Source organism: Ensifer sp. Root127, assembly GCF_001425225.1.
GTDB classification, from domain to species: Bacteria; Pseudomonadota; Alphaproteobacteria; order Rhizobiales; family Rhizobiaceae; genus Ensifer; species Ensifer canadensis.
This window is the reverse complement of the sequence record NZ_LMDX01000004.1, coordinates 1,189-16,447: the sequence shown is the minus strand read 5'-3', so window position 1 is coordinate 16,447 and position 15,259 is coordinate 1,189. Positions and strand designations below refer to the sequence as shown.

12 protein-coding genes and 2 pseudogenes are annotated in these 15,259 nt (G+C 53.4%); 12 read left to right on the top strand and 2 right to left on the bottom strand.

The window, feature by feature from the left end; translation table 11 throughout:
• Positions 1-226: 226 nt before the first annotated feature.
• The 3 genes from ASD03_RS08490 to ASD03_RS08480 all read left to right on the top strand — a co-directional run bounded on the left by ASD03_RS08490 (position 227) and on the right by ASD03_RS08480 (position 4,579).
• The gene (locus ASD03_RS08490; RefSeq protein ID WP_057212777.1) at positions 227-2,089 is read left to right on the top strand and encodes a hypothetical protein; all 1,863 of its coding nucleotides are present in this window, start codon (positions 227-229) and stop codon (positions 2,087-2,089) included.
• Positions 2,071-3,408 carry a hypothetical protein gene (locus ASD03_RS08485; RefSeq protein WP_063997066.1) on the top strand — a complete coding sequence of 446 codons (1,338 nt, stop codon included), beginning with the start codon at positions 2,071-2,073 and terminating at the stop codon, positions 3,406-3,408. Before ASD03_RS08490 ends, ASD03_RS08485 begins: the two co-directional genes overlap by 19 nt.
• 244 nt (positions 3,409-3,652) lie before the next feature.
• Complete coding sequence (locus tag ASD03_RS08480; protein ID WP_057212773.1) at positions 3,653-4,579, top strand: hypothetical protein; 927 nt, start codon at positions 3,653-3,655, stop codon at positions 4,577-4,579.
• 51 nt (positions 4,580-4,630) lie between these two features.
• On the opposite strand, the gene ASD03_RS08475 is transcribed toward ASD03_RS08480, so the two are convergent.
• A complete protein-coding gene (locus tag ASD03_RS08475) occupies positions 4,631-5,152 on the bottom strand; it encodes a PIN domain-containing protein (RefSeq protein WP_057212771.1) in 522 nt (173 codons plus the stop codon).
• 174 nt (positions 5,153-5,326) lie between these two features.
• Here ASD03_RS08475 and ASD03_RS08470 point away from each other — a divergent pair, with 174 nt between their 5' ends.
• The 9 genes and pseudogenes from ASD03_RS08470 to ASD03_RS08435 all read left to right on the top strand — a co-directional run bounded on the left by ASD03_RS08470 (position 5,327) and on the right by ASD03_RS08435 (position 13,479).
• Complete coding sequence (locus tag ASD03_RS08470; RefSeq protein WP_057212769.1) at positions 5,327-5,521, top strand: hypothetical protein; 195 nt, start codon at positions 5,327-5,329, stop codon at positions 5,519-5,521.
• Between the two features lie 718 nt (positions 5,522-6,239).
• Positions 6,240-7,220, top strand: coding sequence for a hypothetical protein (locus ASD03_RS08465; RefSeq protein ID WP_057212766.1), 981 nt, complete (start codon positions 6,240-6,242; stop codon positions 7,218-7,220).
• 134 nt (positions 7,221-7,354) lie between these two features.
• Positions 7,355-8,332, top strand: coding sequence for a hypothetical protein (locus tag ASD03_RS08460; protein ID WP_057212764.1), 978 nt, complete (start codon positions 7,355-7,357; stop codon positions 8,330-8,332).
• A gap of 101 nt (positions 8,333-8,433) precedes the next feature.
• The gene (locus ASD03_RS08455; protein ID WP_057212762.1) at positions 8,434-8,733 is read left to right on the top strand and encodes a hypothetical protein; all 300 of its coding nucleotides are present in this window, start codon (positions 8,434-8,436) and stop codon (positions 8,731-8,733) included.
• 50 nt (positions 8,734-8,783) lie between these two features.
• Positions 8,784-9,383 (top strand): hypothetical protein, encoded by a 600-nt coding sequence (locus ASD03_RS08450; RefSeq protein ID WP_156407909.1) that lies wholly within the window; start codon positions 8,784-8,786, stop codon positions 9,381-9,383.
• 705 nt (positions 9,384-10,088) lie between these two features.
• Positions 10,089-10,190: pseudogene (locus ASD03_RS40320) on the top strand (IS66 family insertion sequence element accessory protein TnpB); the annotation flags it as partial.
• 192 nt (positions 10,191-10,382) lie between these two features.
• Positions 10,383-10,544 (top strand): annotated as a pseudogene (locus ASD03_RS39900) (transposase domain-containing protein); the annotation flags it as partial.
• A gap of 346 nt (positions 10,545-10,890) precedes the next feature.
• Complete coding sequence (locus ASD03_RS08440; RefSeq protein WP_244494611.1) at positions 10,891-11,490, top strand: hypothetical protein; 600 nt, start codon at positions 10,891-10,893, stop codon at positions 11,488-11,490.
• A 114-nt stretch (positions 11,491-11,604) separates the two neighbouring features.
• Positions 11,605-13,479 (top strand): AAA family ATPase, encoded by a 1,875-nt coding sequence (locus ASD03_RS08435; protein WP_057212755.1) that lies wholly within the window; start codon positions 11,605-11,607, stop codon positions 13,477-13,479.
• A 53-nt stretch (positions 13,480-13,532) separates the two neighbouring features.
• On the opposite strand, the gene ASD03_RS08430 is transcribed toward ASD03_RS08435, so the two are convergent.
• Complete coding sequence (locus tag ASD03_RS08430) at positions 13,533-14,768, bottom strand: hypothetical protein (protein WP_057212753.1); 1,236 nt, start codon at positions 14,766-14,768, stop codon at positions 13,533-13,535.
• Positions 14,769-15,259 lie beyond the last annotated feature (491 nt).

Sequence of the window (15,259 nt, the reverse complement as noted above, 5' to 3'; positions counted from 1 at the left end):
CGCGCTATAGGCGGGCGACCCAGCATCGTGGGCAGTCGAGACCCACAAGATCGCTCAAACAGTGTTCGCAGAAACGCCATCCGATAACTTTCTCGACGATGCCTACTTCGACAAGCAGATCCCAGTGGTCGATCAGCAACTGGGACGCGCGGGACTTCGCCTGGCAAAGTTGCTGAACGACCAAGTTTCTTGTCCCTGATCAACTTGGTACCCCTAGGAGGTTTGAATGCCTCGCAAGAATCGTGGTGACCTGCTGAGTGTCGGTACACGCACCCGGCTATACGCGACCAGACGGACATTGCCGCTTTCCGTGCAGGAAGAGACAGGCCTTCGTTTCAACGTCGATGTATATTTCAAGGATCCGCTGGTCGCGAGAAACAACCCAGCGGCCGCGATAGACACAGACTTCGACGTGCCATGGGAGCCCGGAATTTCGGACGGCCCCACGAGCGCACGTTTCGCGGTCGTCGATTTCGATGCGAGTTCAGGGGTATTGGAAGAACCGGCGCGGTGGAACGCCGAGTCCAATTCCTTTCGCGGGCCCAAGGGCGAAGATTTGAATACCCCGAAGGGACGCAAACTTCCTCAATTTCGGCAAATCAGTGTCTGGGCAACGGTCCAAAACACATTGGAATTCTATGAGGGAGGAGCCGGTCTCGGACGCCGGATCGAATGGGGTTTCGATGGAAACAGGCTCATCCTCGTTCCAACCGCCGGTTATGGCCAGAACGCCTACTATGATCGCCAGAGCAAGTCGCTACAGTTCTATTGGTTCAATAGTGACGACGGTCGGGTGAATACCTGTGAGTCCAGCGACATCGTGAACCACGAGTTCGGCCACGCCGTTCTTGATGGCCTTCGCCCTTACTACTTCGAGACGGTTTTCACCGAAACAGCCGCCTTTCACGAGTTCATGGGCGATCTCACTGCGGTGTTGATGGCCTTCAGAAACAACGGATTTCGCAAAGTGGTGGTAAAGGAAAGCGAAGGGGATTTGGACGATGCCTCGCTGCTCGCCTCTCTCGCACGCCAGTTTGGAGAAGCTGTAACCGGTCAACCTTATCTACGCACCGCTTTGAACCAGAAGACGGTAGGCGTGGTCCAAGGAAAGGGACCGCATGAGACCTCGGAGGTGCTTACCGGTGCCATGTTCGAGATTATGGCTGAGTTGTTGGAGAAGCGGAAGGAACGCCAAGCGCGACGCGTTCAGCAAGATCCGTCGGCGCGGACGGAGTCTTTGGAACGATTGTTCTGGTACACGATCGAGCACATGCAACGATCAGCGATCCAGCCACTGGACTTTTTGCCTCCGTGCGATGTCAATTTTAGAGATTACGCACTTGCAGTCCTTAGGGCTGAGCAAATCACCAATCCCATTGATCGAGAGCGCTTTCGCGAGACAATGTTCGATGTCTTCGTAAAAAGGGAGATCTTGCAGGAAGCAGATCGGAAGCTGTTAGAACCTGGTCCCATTTTCACACGGGTGCCATTGACTGTTTTTCACAGTATCGACGACATCGGAGCATCTCGGGGTAGCGCCTATCGGTTTCTCGACGATAACCGCGGGCCGCTGTTTATTCCGCTTACCGCGGATGTTGTCGTCGCCGATGTAGCGAGGGCCAAGAAGCTGACGACCGAGGGGCGGCAACAATCCGACCAGATCGTGCTCCAGTACCTCTGGCGCGAGGAGATTCTGCTGAGTGGAAGTCGTTTTGGACAGTTTAGTGGGCAGTGGACCGCCATGTGGTGTGGTGGCACGATCGTTCTCGATCAGAATGGAAATCTCATCCATTGGTCTCGAAAGCCAGGTACCCAAAGTTTGGGAAGGAAACCCGAACACATAGCGGAGGCCAAGGCCGGTGCTATTCGGCGGGACGAGTTCCTGGACGCGCTGGCAATGCGAGCAAAACGAGGAATGATCGGCGAGAGACAAGTCTCACCTCTAGGGGTACTTGCACGTGCAGTTCCACCGTTCGAGGTCATCGTGAAGGACGGCTTCCTGTCTTTCAATATCACGCCGCACTTTACACTCACCCACAACGAAGAAGACGACGAAGTTGGAGGTCGCCAGTGGCAGATAAGCTCTTAGTGCGAATGTTTGACGTCGGCCTCGGGGATTTTATCTTTTGCGCGATTCCCGGCGCGCACACGTCAGGCCGTGACTTTAACTTGGTGATCGATTGCGGCTCGCTCAGTGGGGACACTTACCTTCGAAATGCGGTACCGCGCATGAAGAAGTTACTGCCGGTCGAAATTGGGAAGAAGCACTTAGACCTGTTGATCGTTACTCATCAACACAAAGACCATATGTCGGGCTTCGGCTTGCCTCTCTGGAACGACATCAGCATCGGCGCGATCTGGATGAGCGCTGCAATGAAACCGGACAACGATGAGGCGGAGGGAGCCAGGAAACTCCATGAACTGGCAGGCGCTGCGATGGAGCAGGCTGCCGCCCTTAACCTCGGCGTCGAATTTGGGGATCTTTTTGCCGCGTATGCTGCAAACAACGACACCGCTGTTCGTAACCTCAAGGAGGAGCTCCCTGCCAGGAACGGGATCGAGCCCGTTTACGTATCGGCAGGACAATCGACGAAAGATCGGTTGAGCCTTCCTCTGAAAGATGCCGTTCTCGAGGTCCTCGGTCCAGAGAAGGAAGTCGATAAGTGGTATCTGGGTACTCCCAAGGAATCCCGTATCAGCCATCTTTTGCAGATGGCCGACGAAGGGACGCTGAAGAGTGTGCTCCCATTGGCGGTCAACAATGGTCGTATACCGACAAACATCGCCCCGATCGATTTTCGGAATCTACAACGCAGGATGCTCGCAACAGGCTTAGCGCTTTCCGATGCCGACGGTGCTGTCGTGAACAACACCAGCGTTGTGCTCCTCGTCACCTGGCAGGGGAAGCGGCTGCTGTTTGTGGGAGACGCCGAGTGGGAACCTCGGTTCAGGGAGGGAACCGCCAACAGCGCATGGAACACGATGTGGAATCTGCGCCAGGGTCTGCTCAAGAAGCCGGTCGACTTCTTGAAAGTTGGCCATCACGGCAGCGAAAATGCTACGCCGTGGGATGAGGGCATTGAACGCGATGCTGCTAAACCATTTGAGCCAGCAGCGATCCTAAACGCTATTCTCCCAAAAGTGAGCCCCGCAACTGCGCAAGCCGCGGTATCTACCCAGCGTCGGAAGTACAAGACTATTCCTCGATCACCTCTGCTGGCTGAATTGGGTGCTCGAACGTCAAATGCCAAAAGCTACGGGCCTGTGTTTAAGAAGGTGGGGATTGATCCGAAGACGTTGAACAAATTCAAGGAATACGAGGAGGCATCGTTCGCAAGGGCTCAGCCTCCACGTACGGATTTCGAAAACTTCACGACAGGTGCCCCCTACATCGACATCAAAGTCTAGCCTCAAGCTGCCACCAAATGCAGCGGAGCGGGACTTGTTTCATTCGCTCAAACACTGAAGAAAATTTCTGGACACAGGACAAGACGGCCGTGGCGAACTGATTAACTTGGATCATTCCTTAGCAATTGACGCATCAATGTCAGTCCGCCCTGCGGCCCATTGTCATTGAAATACGATGTGCCGAGAAATTTTTAATATTTTGGGTTGTAGATCAAGCCCGGGCGAAACAGGGGCTGAGAATGCAATGAATTTCTCTCAAGAGCGAGTCCGGTCACACAACGGTTGGCCAGAAATAAAGACGTTCAAGGCAGAGGTGGCGTACAAAGGGCTTTTGGCCAAAAGCAATTACTTGGCACCTTTCGAGCCCATAATGATCTCCGAGAATGTGGATCCGCACTACCAACGTTGTGTCGGACACTTGCTTGATGCCCTGGATGTGATGCCCAATCGACCCGATGTGGCGTTTGATAATTTGTTTCGCATCATTGATTTCGGCGGCCAGCAAATTATCGGACCGAAAAAGGGGGTTACCGGTGCTGTTCAAAAGCTTCCGGCGAAGTTGATGCAGATCGGAGGGCCGGATTGGGAAGACACAATCGATGCCCTTATTTCGGCGATGCCGCTTCGTCTGCTAGAGTACTTGGCAAAGCGAATTTTGGAGCCTACTGCCGCATCGAGCGGGCTACCCAATAGGGCCAGACACTCTTTCGGCGACACCTTCTACGATGCGTTCATGGCCAAATATGCTTTCGATGCTACTGGTACACGACTGAGCCCGGTGCCAACAGAAAACGTGAAGAACGCCGCGAAACTCCTCAAATTGTATCTATCTGGAAAAGTGGGAACACGCGCAAGATCGGCGTCTAATGCTGGTTTAGACCTCACAAAGCCGAAGAATGTACCCGACCTGCGACGACGCACGGAGGTCATCCTCTCGTTGCTCCTTTATACTGTGAGAAACGAACGTGCTCATGGAGCTACGATTAGTCCCTTCAGAACGAGCAAAGCCACGGTTCAGCGCTACGAGAGCTTCTACTTCATTATGTTGGCGGGCTACATCTTCGCGCTCGGAATCCTTCAGACAAAATACGGCGGATGCGAATTCTCGAAGATTTTTGAGGGCTGCAAAGCCAATATTGCACTTCAGAGATCGTTCTTCTCTCAGCGGTAAATGAGAGCGCAGCCAGGCACTATGAATCGCTTGGTCCGGCGAGCTCGGCTGTCAGGTGTTCTGGAATGCTTCATACTGCGTAGTCAGTGGCTTCATTCTCGCGTACCACATATCCTCTTTGGGATTGTAGATCCCGGGCAGCGGGTAGCAGTCATTGATGAGCAGGAAGTCCTTGATATTGAACGTGGCGATTGCGGCCCGATGAACCAACGCGGCCGCCGCAATGTGTATATCCTGACCACTACGTGGATGCTTCGCGTCCGGGCGGGGAACAATTAGGTTCTTAAGCCTTGGGTCAGCGCTGAGTGTTCCCCAGACATCGATGATGTGTTGGTCTGTGTGGACGATGGGAATTTCACCCGATGTCAGTTCCTGATACCAAGCGCTGAGTTTTACGGCTTTCAAGGGGTCACGCCCACAGATCTCGGTAATTCCTTTTTGAAGTTCCATCAGCGCGGCCGCTGGCAGAAGTAGGTTGTCTGCTTTGAGCAGGAACTCAACGACCATTGGGTCAGGTCGAGTCCGGGACGTTTCGCTAATAACGTCGGTGTCCAGTAGAAATGCCATGTCCATCGCAGCATACTCCGGTGTGGGGATAGGGTGCGAAGGTTTGGTTAATAAAGGGTAAATGACGGGAGAGCGGCACACCGTAAACGATCTCGGCGTGCTTCAACAAACGATATTGTCTTCAACTCTTAAGCTCGAAGATGATAAAAGGAATTTAATGGAATCACCCTTGCGAGAGTCATGAATTCAAGGAAATTGATCATCATTGGGGATGATGAAAAGGAAATCCGCAGTTTCCTTGAGCTAGCTATTGCCGCCGGTTCCCTTTCTGTCCAACTTGGCGCGAGTACCTATGCGATCGAAATTCGGCGAGAAACCGTTTCTGAAGAGGGACGCCGCTTTTTGACCAAAGGCGGCCCGCTCTCAACAGAGTAACGCCGGCGAAGCGACATCTTCCATTTACAGTGGGCGAGGATGATACGCGGAACAGTTCGCAGAAGCGGCGCTGGCAGACGATGAATGCGAAGAGGTCTGGCCACGAAGCCCCCTAACGGAGTGAGCAACGACCTTGATCTACCTTGATAGCGATCAGTCCGCCAGTTAATCGTGGCTTGTCCGCCTAAGGATCATCCGCATTGCATCCCTAACGTGTCATATGTTCGACACCCTTAAATTAAGTGATGACTAAATTACACGGCCTGATATAGTGTCGCTTTCTTGTGCAATGGGCTTCGGGAGGGAAGACAATGCGCAGATTGCTTATCCTTGCATGTTTTTCGATTGCCGGCCTGTCAGCTTCCTGGGCGCAAGACCCAGGTGACCCATCCAACATTGACAGGACGCTGGTTCGAAAAACCGTGAACGTTTGTTGGGGGGAAGACGCAGGAACGTGCGCCACGGATAGGGATGGCTGGCCAGGCACCAGTTATCACCACGCCTGCAATTCTTCGAACCCTGGCGGCTTTGACGCCAGGGTTATCTGTCCTGAGGTCTGTGGAAGCAAGATGGGGCCGAAATGCCTCGCCTACTCAAAGTCCCAGTGGGGTTGGTCAGGCGGCAACTGCGGCTACCGGCTCTCTGTTGTCGCCTGCTACAAATAGAAATTTCGCCACTATCGAATCCAAAACCAAACCCATCTCTTAGGGAGGGATAAATGTGTGCAGCATTCGTCACCAAATTTTCCCTGGTTGCCGCCGTATCTCTGGGCACCCTGGCTGTTCAAGCAAGAGCTGAGTGTAATCCACGCACCTTCATGGTCAAAGAAGTGCAGGACATTCAACAGAGCGGGGAAACAGAACTCGCCTTTGTATTGACTTCATCCGAAGAGAAATTCAATTCAGCGAAGAAAAATGCCTCCGCTAGCGGCGCTTACGGAATTATCTCCGGTTCCGCCAATTACGGGGAAGCTCAAGAAAAGGCCCGAAAAATCGCTCAGGCGACGAAGTTTGACTATAAAAATAGCTATGCATCCAGTTATTTCTCGCAAACGCTTTCGGCAAAGGCGCTCGCCGCCTATAGAGAATGTCTAGTTCTGGATAAGGAAAAACCCGGGCTTAGGCTTTGGCTCAATAGCCGGGAGGGAGACTTTTTCTTCTTCAATTCGTTTTGGGTGGGAACCGACACAAAACAGGGTATCGCACAGTATGATGCGGAACCCTTCGTGATCGGCGGTACCGTAGTCGGCAAGCCTGACGCCTGGATCAAAGGCACAACAGAAGAAGTTGTAATTCAGCGAAACGGAAACAACGATATCTTGCTGAGGATGAACGTCGGGGGCCTGGTCAAGACACAGGTGATCGTCAAAGACCCTCCTGCCGTGACTTGGGATACGAAGCCCGCCGCATCCCTAAGGCTTATTAAAACCGCGTCGCACGGCCCCAATCCGGGGTGCAGTGCGGGCGAAATTACAGACTGCATCCATCCGACACGACCGGGGGGGTATTTCGTTGTTGGATCGGCTGCGATGACCGAGCGGTCATCCTCTGATCCCAGCAGATACTCCGAGAAATTCTATCTAGACACTCCCGACCAAGTCTGCGTGAAAATGACGCAAAGTACGGGAGCCTGCGAGGTGACCCAGTCAGCGCAAGGTCGGCTGACAGTGCTTGAGAAGTTCCCGCTTTCTGCTCAATAACGGTTTGCTGTAGTTCATCCTTAGAGCGGGTCGCAGAGCTGAGGACCATTCGTCGTATCTCTGTTGGAGCGACCCGCGTAGATACCTGTGCAGAGTCGCGTTCAACTTCCAACTCGCATCAACGGAAGAGGTCAATGAATTGGTGGTTCGCAAATATTTCCTGGTTGGCTGCAGTTTCGCTCGGAGGCTTGATCACCCAAGTCAGAGCCGAATGCGATCCGCGTGCGTTCGTTGTTGCAGACGTCGCTGCCATTGCGCTTAGCGATGAAGCCGAACTGGCGTTTGTGCTAACGGCATCGGAGACAGAGTACTATTCCTTCAAGAATAGCGTCTCGGCTCGTAGTGGTTTGCGGCTGATCTCCGATTCCGCCAATCTTAAGGAAGCTCAGGATAAGGCGAGGAAAATCGCGGAAGCCATCAATTTCGACTACAAGTCCAATTACGCTTCTAGTTTGCTCGCACAACAACTGTCTGCGAAGGCGGTCAATGCCTATAGAGAGTGCCTGAATCACGAGAGAGAAAATCCTGGTCTCAGGCTTTGGATAGAAAACCGAGCGGGCGATTACTTCATCCTTGGGTCATTCTGGGTGGGTGCTGATAGGAGCCAAGGCATTGCGCACTATGATGCGGAGCCTGTCGTGATTGGCGGAACCATCATCAGCAAGCCGGATGACTGGGTCAAAGGGTTGACCCAAGAGGTTGTTGTCCAGCGAGATTTAAATACTGATTTGATGATTAAGATAAGGGTCGGCGGCCAGATTGGAACCATGCTCATCGTTAAGGACCCGCCTGCTGTGACGTGGGAAACAAAGCCCGTTAAGTCGCCAAGAATTACGAAAGTCGCCACGCGACATGGTGTTGGTGCGGGATGTTTCGCTGGCGAAACTGCAGACTGTATTTATCCTAGTCAGCCCGGAGGGTACTTCGTTGTTGGATCGGCGGTCGTAACCGAGCGGTCATCTACTGATGCTCTCAGGTATGCCGAACGATTTAGAGAAACACCCGATCAAGTCTGTGTGCAAATGACCCAAAGCACAGGGGCTTGCGAACATCGCCAATTCGCCCAAGGGCGACTGATGGCACTTGAGAAATTTCCTCGTGCTGCTGATTAAAAGACGGGCCGAACGCCAGGCGTCGGTGCATCGCGGAGTGAGAGGTCCAATCTTCGTCTTCATCTTTAATACGGCCATCCAGGCACGTGGGAGGGCAGATAATGGCGTTAAAAGAATGTTCTGTGATCTTGGCCGCGACACTCATCTTCGCTCCTCAAGTCCATGGTGCCGACGTGAAGATGCGAGTTTGTTTCGGCGATGACGTGGTCAATGGTTGTCCTGTATCAACAGACGTGATGTTCAGCTGCGGCAATGAAAACAACGCAACATTCCAAAAGATTTGTTCGAGAGTGGAGAACGGCAAGCGGGTTCTCTTGGATTTTTCGGTTACGCGTCAGGGCACGCATTCTGGCGGAAAGTGCGGCTACGCATGGTTCGAACTGACTTGTCACGAGAAGTGACTTCCCCAACCGACGCACCAATCACCTCGACCCGACCTACGAGCGATTCGTTGGCCGAGGTGGTGACAAAACCCTGTTTGACCTGCGCTATACATATCCCGACAGCGGCCAAGCTTTGCACGCATTGCAACACCTACCAGGATTATCGCCGATACCTGAGTTTTGGTCAGACTTCCTTAGCCTTAATGATCGCGTTGATCTCAGTGACGGGGGCATTGTTGCCGCCGTTGTCGGAAATGGTTTTCCGAAATTCAGATTTAGAGAGGCGGTTAATTTCTATCGATCAAACGGGCGCAATATTCGTCGTTACCAATTCTGGAAACATGCCTGGCAGTGTCATAAGTGCGGAAGTCGTGTTTCCTCAGTCTGAGGGTAAATCGACTCGTCTTGCGCTACCCTTGACCGCTCAAATTGTCGAACCTGGGAAGTCCCAGTTAATTAAAGTCACACCAAGTGATGCCCCCGCCTTGCTCGTAACCGCAATTTACCAATCCATTTCTAGCGACAACTGCATGCTCAGGCTAAGTCTCCTCAGCTACTACGGGAAAGTCTCCAAACATGTTGAAGAAATCGATTGTGACCGTCTAACGAGTAACCTTTTTATCGAAGGGACGAAGGCGATTTTCGCCGAGATGCCTCCGGACAACTGAGCAATCCGCCATAGCTTTCCTATGCTGACAGTCAGGTCTACTCATGGCCACTGTAACTATGGCGTCGGAGACAGGCGAGATCAGCAGGATCACACTGTTTGTGGCTTATGATTCTGAGACTGAAAAATTTAGTAAAGCATACGATAACGCTGACGACGCGCTGTATGAGGTCGGGCCAGGATGGTGCATGTAATCTCTATCGGTTTGAAGCCGAAGCTGCGTTCGTAAACTTAGGGCATCTCGGATGATCTCTTTTGATCATGCTCCCACGTCCGTGTCTTCTTTCGTGGTTTTCGGCGTCTTCGATCCATTCTCTGGCTTGGGCGAAAGCGTGAATGAGTTCAATGCAGGCGGTCTGCTCTGCGACTATTTGATATATATCAACAAATCGGACAACATATTCAACTAGCCCTATCTCCATCGACAGCTTCAGACGCGGAACAAATATCTCTTTCATGTTTCGCAAAGTTCTTTCTCCACATGCTGTCATTTTGGTCTCCTTTACCGAATTCAACTCTGATTCTATTGTTAGATTCCGTCGGCTTCAAACTATAGGGCAGGACCATATGGTGATTGACGTGCAGGAACCCGTAAGGGAGCGCAAATGGCCGTATTCCCAATGGTAAGCGCGAATTTCCCCGCACCTTCTGTGATTGAGTGAGTTTCGGCACTCGGTGTCCACCTAAAAGAAGCGGACGCCGAGTGATGGATGAAGTTCAAAAACTTGCCGTGCGGTTGGTTGGTCGGAATGGACGCCGCCGTTTTGATCAAAGTTCGAAAGATCGCCTTGTTGCGGCCTGCCTTGAACCTGGCGCAACGGTATCGAAACTTGCGCGCGAACACGGGGTCAACGCGAACCTCGTGGGCGAGGCGGTTACCGAGCAGCTCCATATCGAGGTCAAGGCAAAGGTCCTGCAGAACGTGCGTACCGGGATCAACACGCCTGTCGTGATCGCACCGATGCCGACGCAACCCATGCCGGGCAGCATCGCCACCGCCGCCAGCGCGATCATCTACAGCCTCATGCTGACATGCCGAGCTTGCGGCATCGAGCCCTTGACCTGGTTGCGCCACGTCCTCACGCAGTTGCCGCAGCGCGCGGACAATGCCGCCATTACCGAGCTCTTGCCATTTAACTTCGCCAAAATCGCCGCTGCTTGATCCGATGCGACTGGCCGACAGCGACCCCGCTTAAACGGCCCGCGTTAACGTGCATGGAAATGAGCGCTTACTCCCAATGTTTGCCGGGCTTACGTTTGAAAGACATGCTCCCTTGATGAAAGAATGCAACACTCGGCATGATTCGCTTGTGTGATTCCGTGGCCAAACGGCCTCCAGTGTATCCGCCACCCCGTCAAAAAATAGTCTCCGTTGCTTGACATATGGGCAGTTGTTCTCTATATGTTCCACTCATGTCAAAGCTCTGCGCATACTCGATACGAATACTACGTTGATTGCGCCGCACCTGCGGTGAACGCGTTGCTATATCTCGTATCGAGAGGCTATGATGAGCATCTCCGTGAAATCTCTGTTTGCGACGCAAACGCCTGCGTCGAAAATCTACTATCCGCTCGGCACCGTGAGATGCGATGGCCCGCCGGTATTCCGTAGCCAATTGGCAAGGGATATTGCCTGCCTGCTCGACGTAGACGACGAAGTAACATCATGGACATGCATGTCGGTGCCCTTCGAACACCAGGACGAACTTCACCGACCGGATTTTGAGGTAACACGCGCCGACGAAACCTTCCTCGTCGAAGCATGCTGTGAAAACTTTGGGAATATCGAAGCACTTTATGAAAGTGCGCGGGCTGCTGGGTACCGTTATGAGCTTGTCGAACGGACAGCCTTACCTACGATCCGGCTCAAGAATGCCAGAGACCTTCTTCGTTACGCAAGGTTCGAGGCGGCTCTTTCTGACCGAATTCGGCTCCTTGCTGCACTCGATGAGAACGGCAGCCTCAGTGTTGCTGAGTGCCTCACTGCCTTCCAGGAAACAAAACCCGTAGCCGGGCTCGCCAGCCTTAGCCTCCAGCGTTTCATCACGATGGAGCTAGACGAGGCGCTGATCGGACCGGAAACACAGGTTCGCCGCCAGCGCGACTGAGGCATTCCAAGCTATCTCGTTTTGAGCTGCCGCCGTTGCAGCGATAGGATTCCCATGTCCAGCAATCATCTCACCAGAAATCGAACGCCTCCCACCAGCGTAAGAGACTGGGCGATGCATAGTGCCGTCCGCCACGCGATGCGCCCGGCATCGGACTTTAATGCTGGCGGACGCGGCATCATCGTTCTAGTGGCTCCCCCAGAAACGTCGGTTTACCAGTATGTCCAACCGGTGACCAACCTTATCCACGAAGAAGATGACCCACGTCATGGGACCACGCCTGATGTTGGATTCTGGTGTATTACCCCGAGAGACGACGTCAAAAAGCTAAACTTCAATTTGGAGTCCGAATGCCTCGACAAGAAGCGGGCAATCGTTCTCGCCTGGTCGCGCGACGCACTTCCCCAGATTGTGATCCTAGCGGCCGATCATATCTTTGATATCGAGCCGATTGAGGAACGCGATCTCCGGGTGGCCTGTAGGGCCGTCCTGAAAATGCGCTTGACCCGTCAACAGGCGCGCGAATTGCTGGAATTCCCGCTCAACAATGTGTTTAGTGCCCTCCGGGTCGGACGCTCCTTCGACGAAACCCTGCGTCGCCTGCAGGCCGTGCCGATCGTCATTGAAGACGTGAAGGAGCCGCAACCTCCGAAAGTCGAAACAGTCACGAGCCTCGAGAATATGCATGGTTATGGTCCCGCCAAGGAATGGGGGCTTCAGCTTGCAACAGACCTTCGAGATTGGCGTGACGGCAAGATCGTCTGGTCCGACGTCGACACAGGTCTTCTGTTGAGCGGGCCACCAGGAACAGGGAAAACCATCTTTGCGCGGGCGCTGGCGGAAACCTGCGGGACCCATCTGATCGCCGCTTCCTTGGGACAATGGCAAGCGAGGGGGCATCTCGGCGATTTGCTGGCGGCGATGCGGCGGGACTTTGCTACGGCGCGGGACAAGGCACCGTGCATCCTCTTCATCGACGAGTTGGACTCGGTGGGTGACAGGGATCGGTTCAGTCACACCAACACCAACTACTCCACCCAAGTCGTGAACGCGTTGCTTGAATGTATCGACGGCGTATCAGTTCGCGAAGGCGTTATTGTCATTGGTGCAACTAATAACCCAACGCGGATTGATCCGGCCGTGAGACGTGCTGGACGCCTGGATAAACACGTCAGCATCCCGCTGCCGAGCCCTGAGGATCGAGTGGCGATCCTATGTCAGCACCTGGGTGAGGAAATCCAGGCGGAGGCTATGCAGGAGCTGGGAGCGCTGACTGAAGGCATGACGGGCGCTGATCTTGCCCAACTCGCCCGCGATGCCAGACGATCCGCCCGCAGAGCTAAGCGCCGCGTCCAGCTGAGCGATGTTCACGCACACTTGCCAGAATTGTTGCCCATCGCCGGGCTATTTAGGCGATCTATCGCCATTCATGAGGCTGGTCATGCGATTGTCGGCTCGAGACTCAGCTATGGCAAACTCGTAGGCATCGAGATTGCCGCTGCGATCAATCCCCGCATTCAGGTTCAAAACGCGGGCAGGGCTGGTTTCATGCTGGAACCAATTCGCTTCAGAGATCGACAGACCTACTGCGACCAGATTTGTGTTTTCTTGGCCGGAATTGCTGCCGAAGAACTCGAGCTTGGGAGCTATGGCGACGGAGCGGGTGTTGGTCAGGACAATGATCTACAACGTGCAACGGACGCCGCCATGTTCATGGAAACCCAGGTCGGAATGGGGAAAGGGCTAGCCTATTTAAAGACCTGGCACGCGACAGACTCCGACACGGTGCGTCTGTCGGACCCGAGGCTCCCCGAGAGGATCGAGGCATTGCTGCACGTGGAATTCGACCGTGCCAAGTTAATTCTCGATGAGGACCGGCCCTTGCTGGTTGCCTTAAGCCAGGAACTTGAAGCGACGGGATTTGTAAGCCCAGAACGGTTCGTTGATCTGCAAACCCGATGCACATCGAGGCGGAAGACGGCTAGCTAAGCAAACGCCCCCGAAATTGCGTCCTTCGGGGGCGTCGAACAAAGCGGACCAAACTACTGGAGTGATACCGAGTCATCCGATGCCGCATACGTCTCAATCTTGTCCATGAAGCTGCTATCAGTAGGCATTTCACGATTAGCGTAAAAATAGAAGAGGTATTGCTCTAGAGACGCAATGTGATCGTGGATTGCGGCGATGATGTGCTCCACCGTACAATCAGGGCCGAACTCCACCTCGCTGCATCCCCAATGTGGAGCGGTCCAACGCGGCGAAATTTCTATTCCGTCTCTTGAAAGACGCAGTGTCCATCCCTCTAAATCGATGTGCTTGTTTTCTTCGAGCCATTTGAGACAGTCCTCGATCTCGATTGTGACTTCCAGCAGTCTGTCCGCTCGATATGCTTCCTCATCATGGATGCTAAGGTGCGCTGCCTCGAGGAGAGACGTCTGGATTTCTTCAAAGGCGGTTTCGAGGGGCGGGAGCGATCCATCAACTTGCTCATCGCCGTGTATGAGGGCTGCTGTGAACGCGGGAATTCTCCGAGAATACCAGCCGAACATCGACACCCTGATTTCCTCCCACAAACAGTCGGGAGGCAATGGGACGACAATGGGGTACTTGTCGCTGAGTTCTGATTCATGGATACAACCGATCTCTGTCCGACTAAAATAGGCCAACTGCTTGGCCTCGGTTCTTCCCAGCGATGGGAGGATGATCGTAGTTCTGAAGTCGCCAAAATCGATCCACGAGGGGCCGCAACTGTGGATCCCGCTTGTCGTTGCATCAACAAAATCATTATAGTTGTCCAAAAAGGGTCGACGCTCCCCGAACAACCCCATTTCCCCTAGAAGCGTCGGGGCTGCTGGCTTGTTGAGACCGCCGTCGCTTTCGGGGTCGATGCTGCCGTTCGGTGCAGCTAACAATGCCGCTTGAATTTCTTCGAAAGAAGCCGTTAGAGATTGCATGCCCTCGGTTCCCTCAATCTGATCACGCCCGTATATGAGGGCTGCAGTGAAGGCGGGGATTTTGTCAGAATCCCTACCAAACATTGATAGCCTGATTTCGTTCCACCGGCGATTCGGGGGCAGTGGGATGACAATGGGGTATTGGTCGCTCACTTCTGATTCATAGATACAGCCTATCTCAGTTCGATTGAAGTAAGCCAGCTGATTAGCCTCGGTTCTCCCCATCACGGGAAAAATAACCATGGTTGCGAAATCGCCAAAGTCGACCCAGGCGGGGTTGCTCCCTGTGTTGATCCCAGTTGTTGTCGCTTCTACAAAATTCATATTGTCTTCCCAAAATTGCTAGTGGCGGCGTCTGCGCCTGTTTTCTCTAATGTGATGTTGATGGCCCTTGTCTGACCCGTCTGGTTGGTCGATTTCCCACACTGACATCCTGAGATGGCCGCGGTTGTTCAGGCCCCAGATTGAAAGATCCCAGCCGGACTCGCAGAGGTTCTTGCAAAATGCATGTAGGAGCCGGCGTTCTGCTCTCTAATAAGCTTGGGTGTCACGGGTATGTCCCTCAAAATAACTCTAGAACAAAAGCGTGACCGAAAGTGTCTCAAAGGACAAGAGCCTTTTGTGCACTAAGCTATTGAGAAATGTTGACATTTTACTGAAGGGGCGTGATCTACCTGAACACGTAATCTGATTGTTTTGAAGGAGCGGCGGTAACCGACCGATTGTTACCGCGGAGATTTCGCTTTGAGGCGGGCGATCAGCTCCTCGTCGTCGACAAAGCTGTCGAGGAAGTCGTTCCATTCGTCGGTTGAACG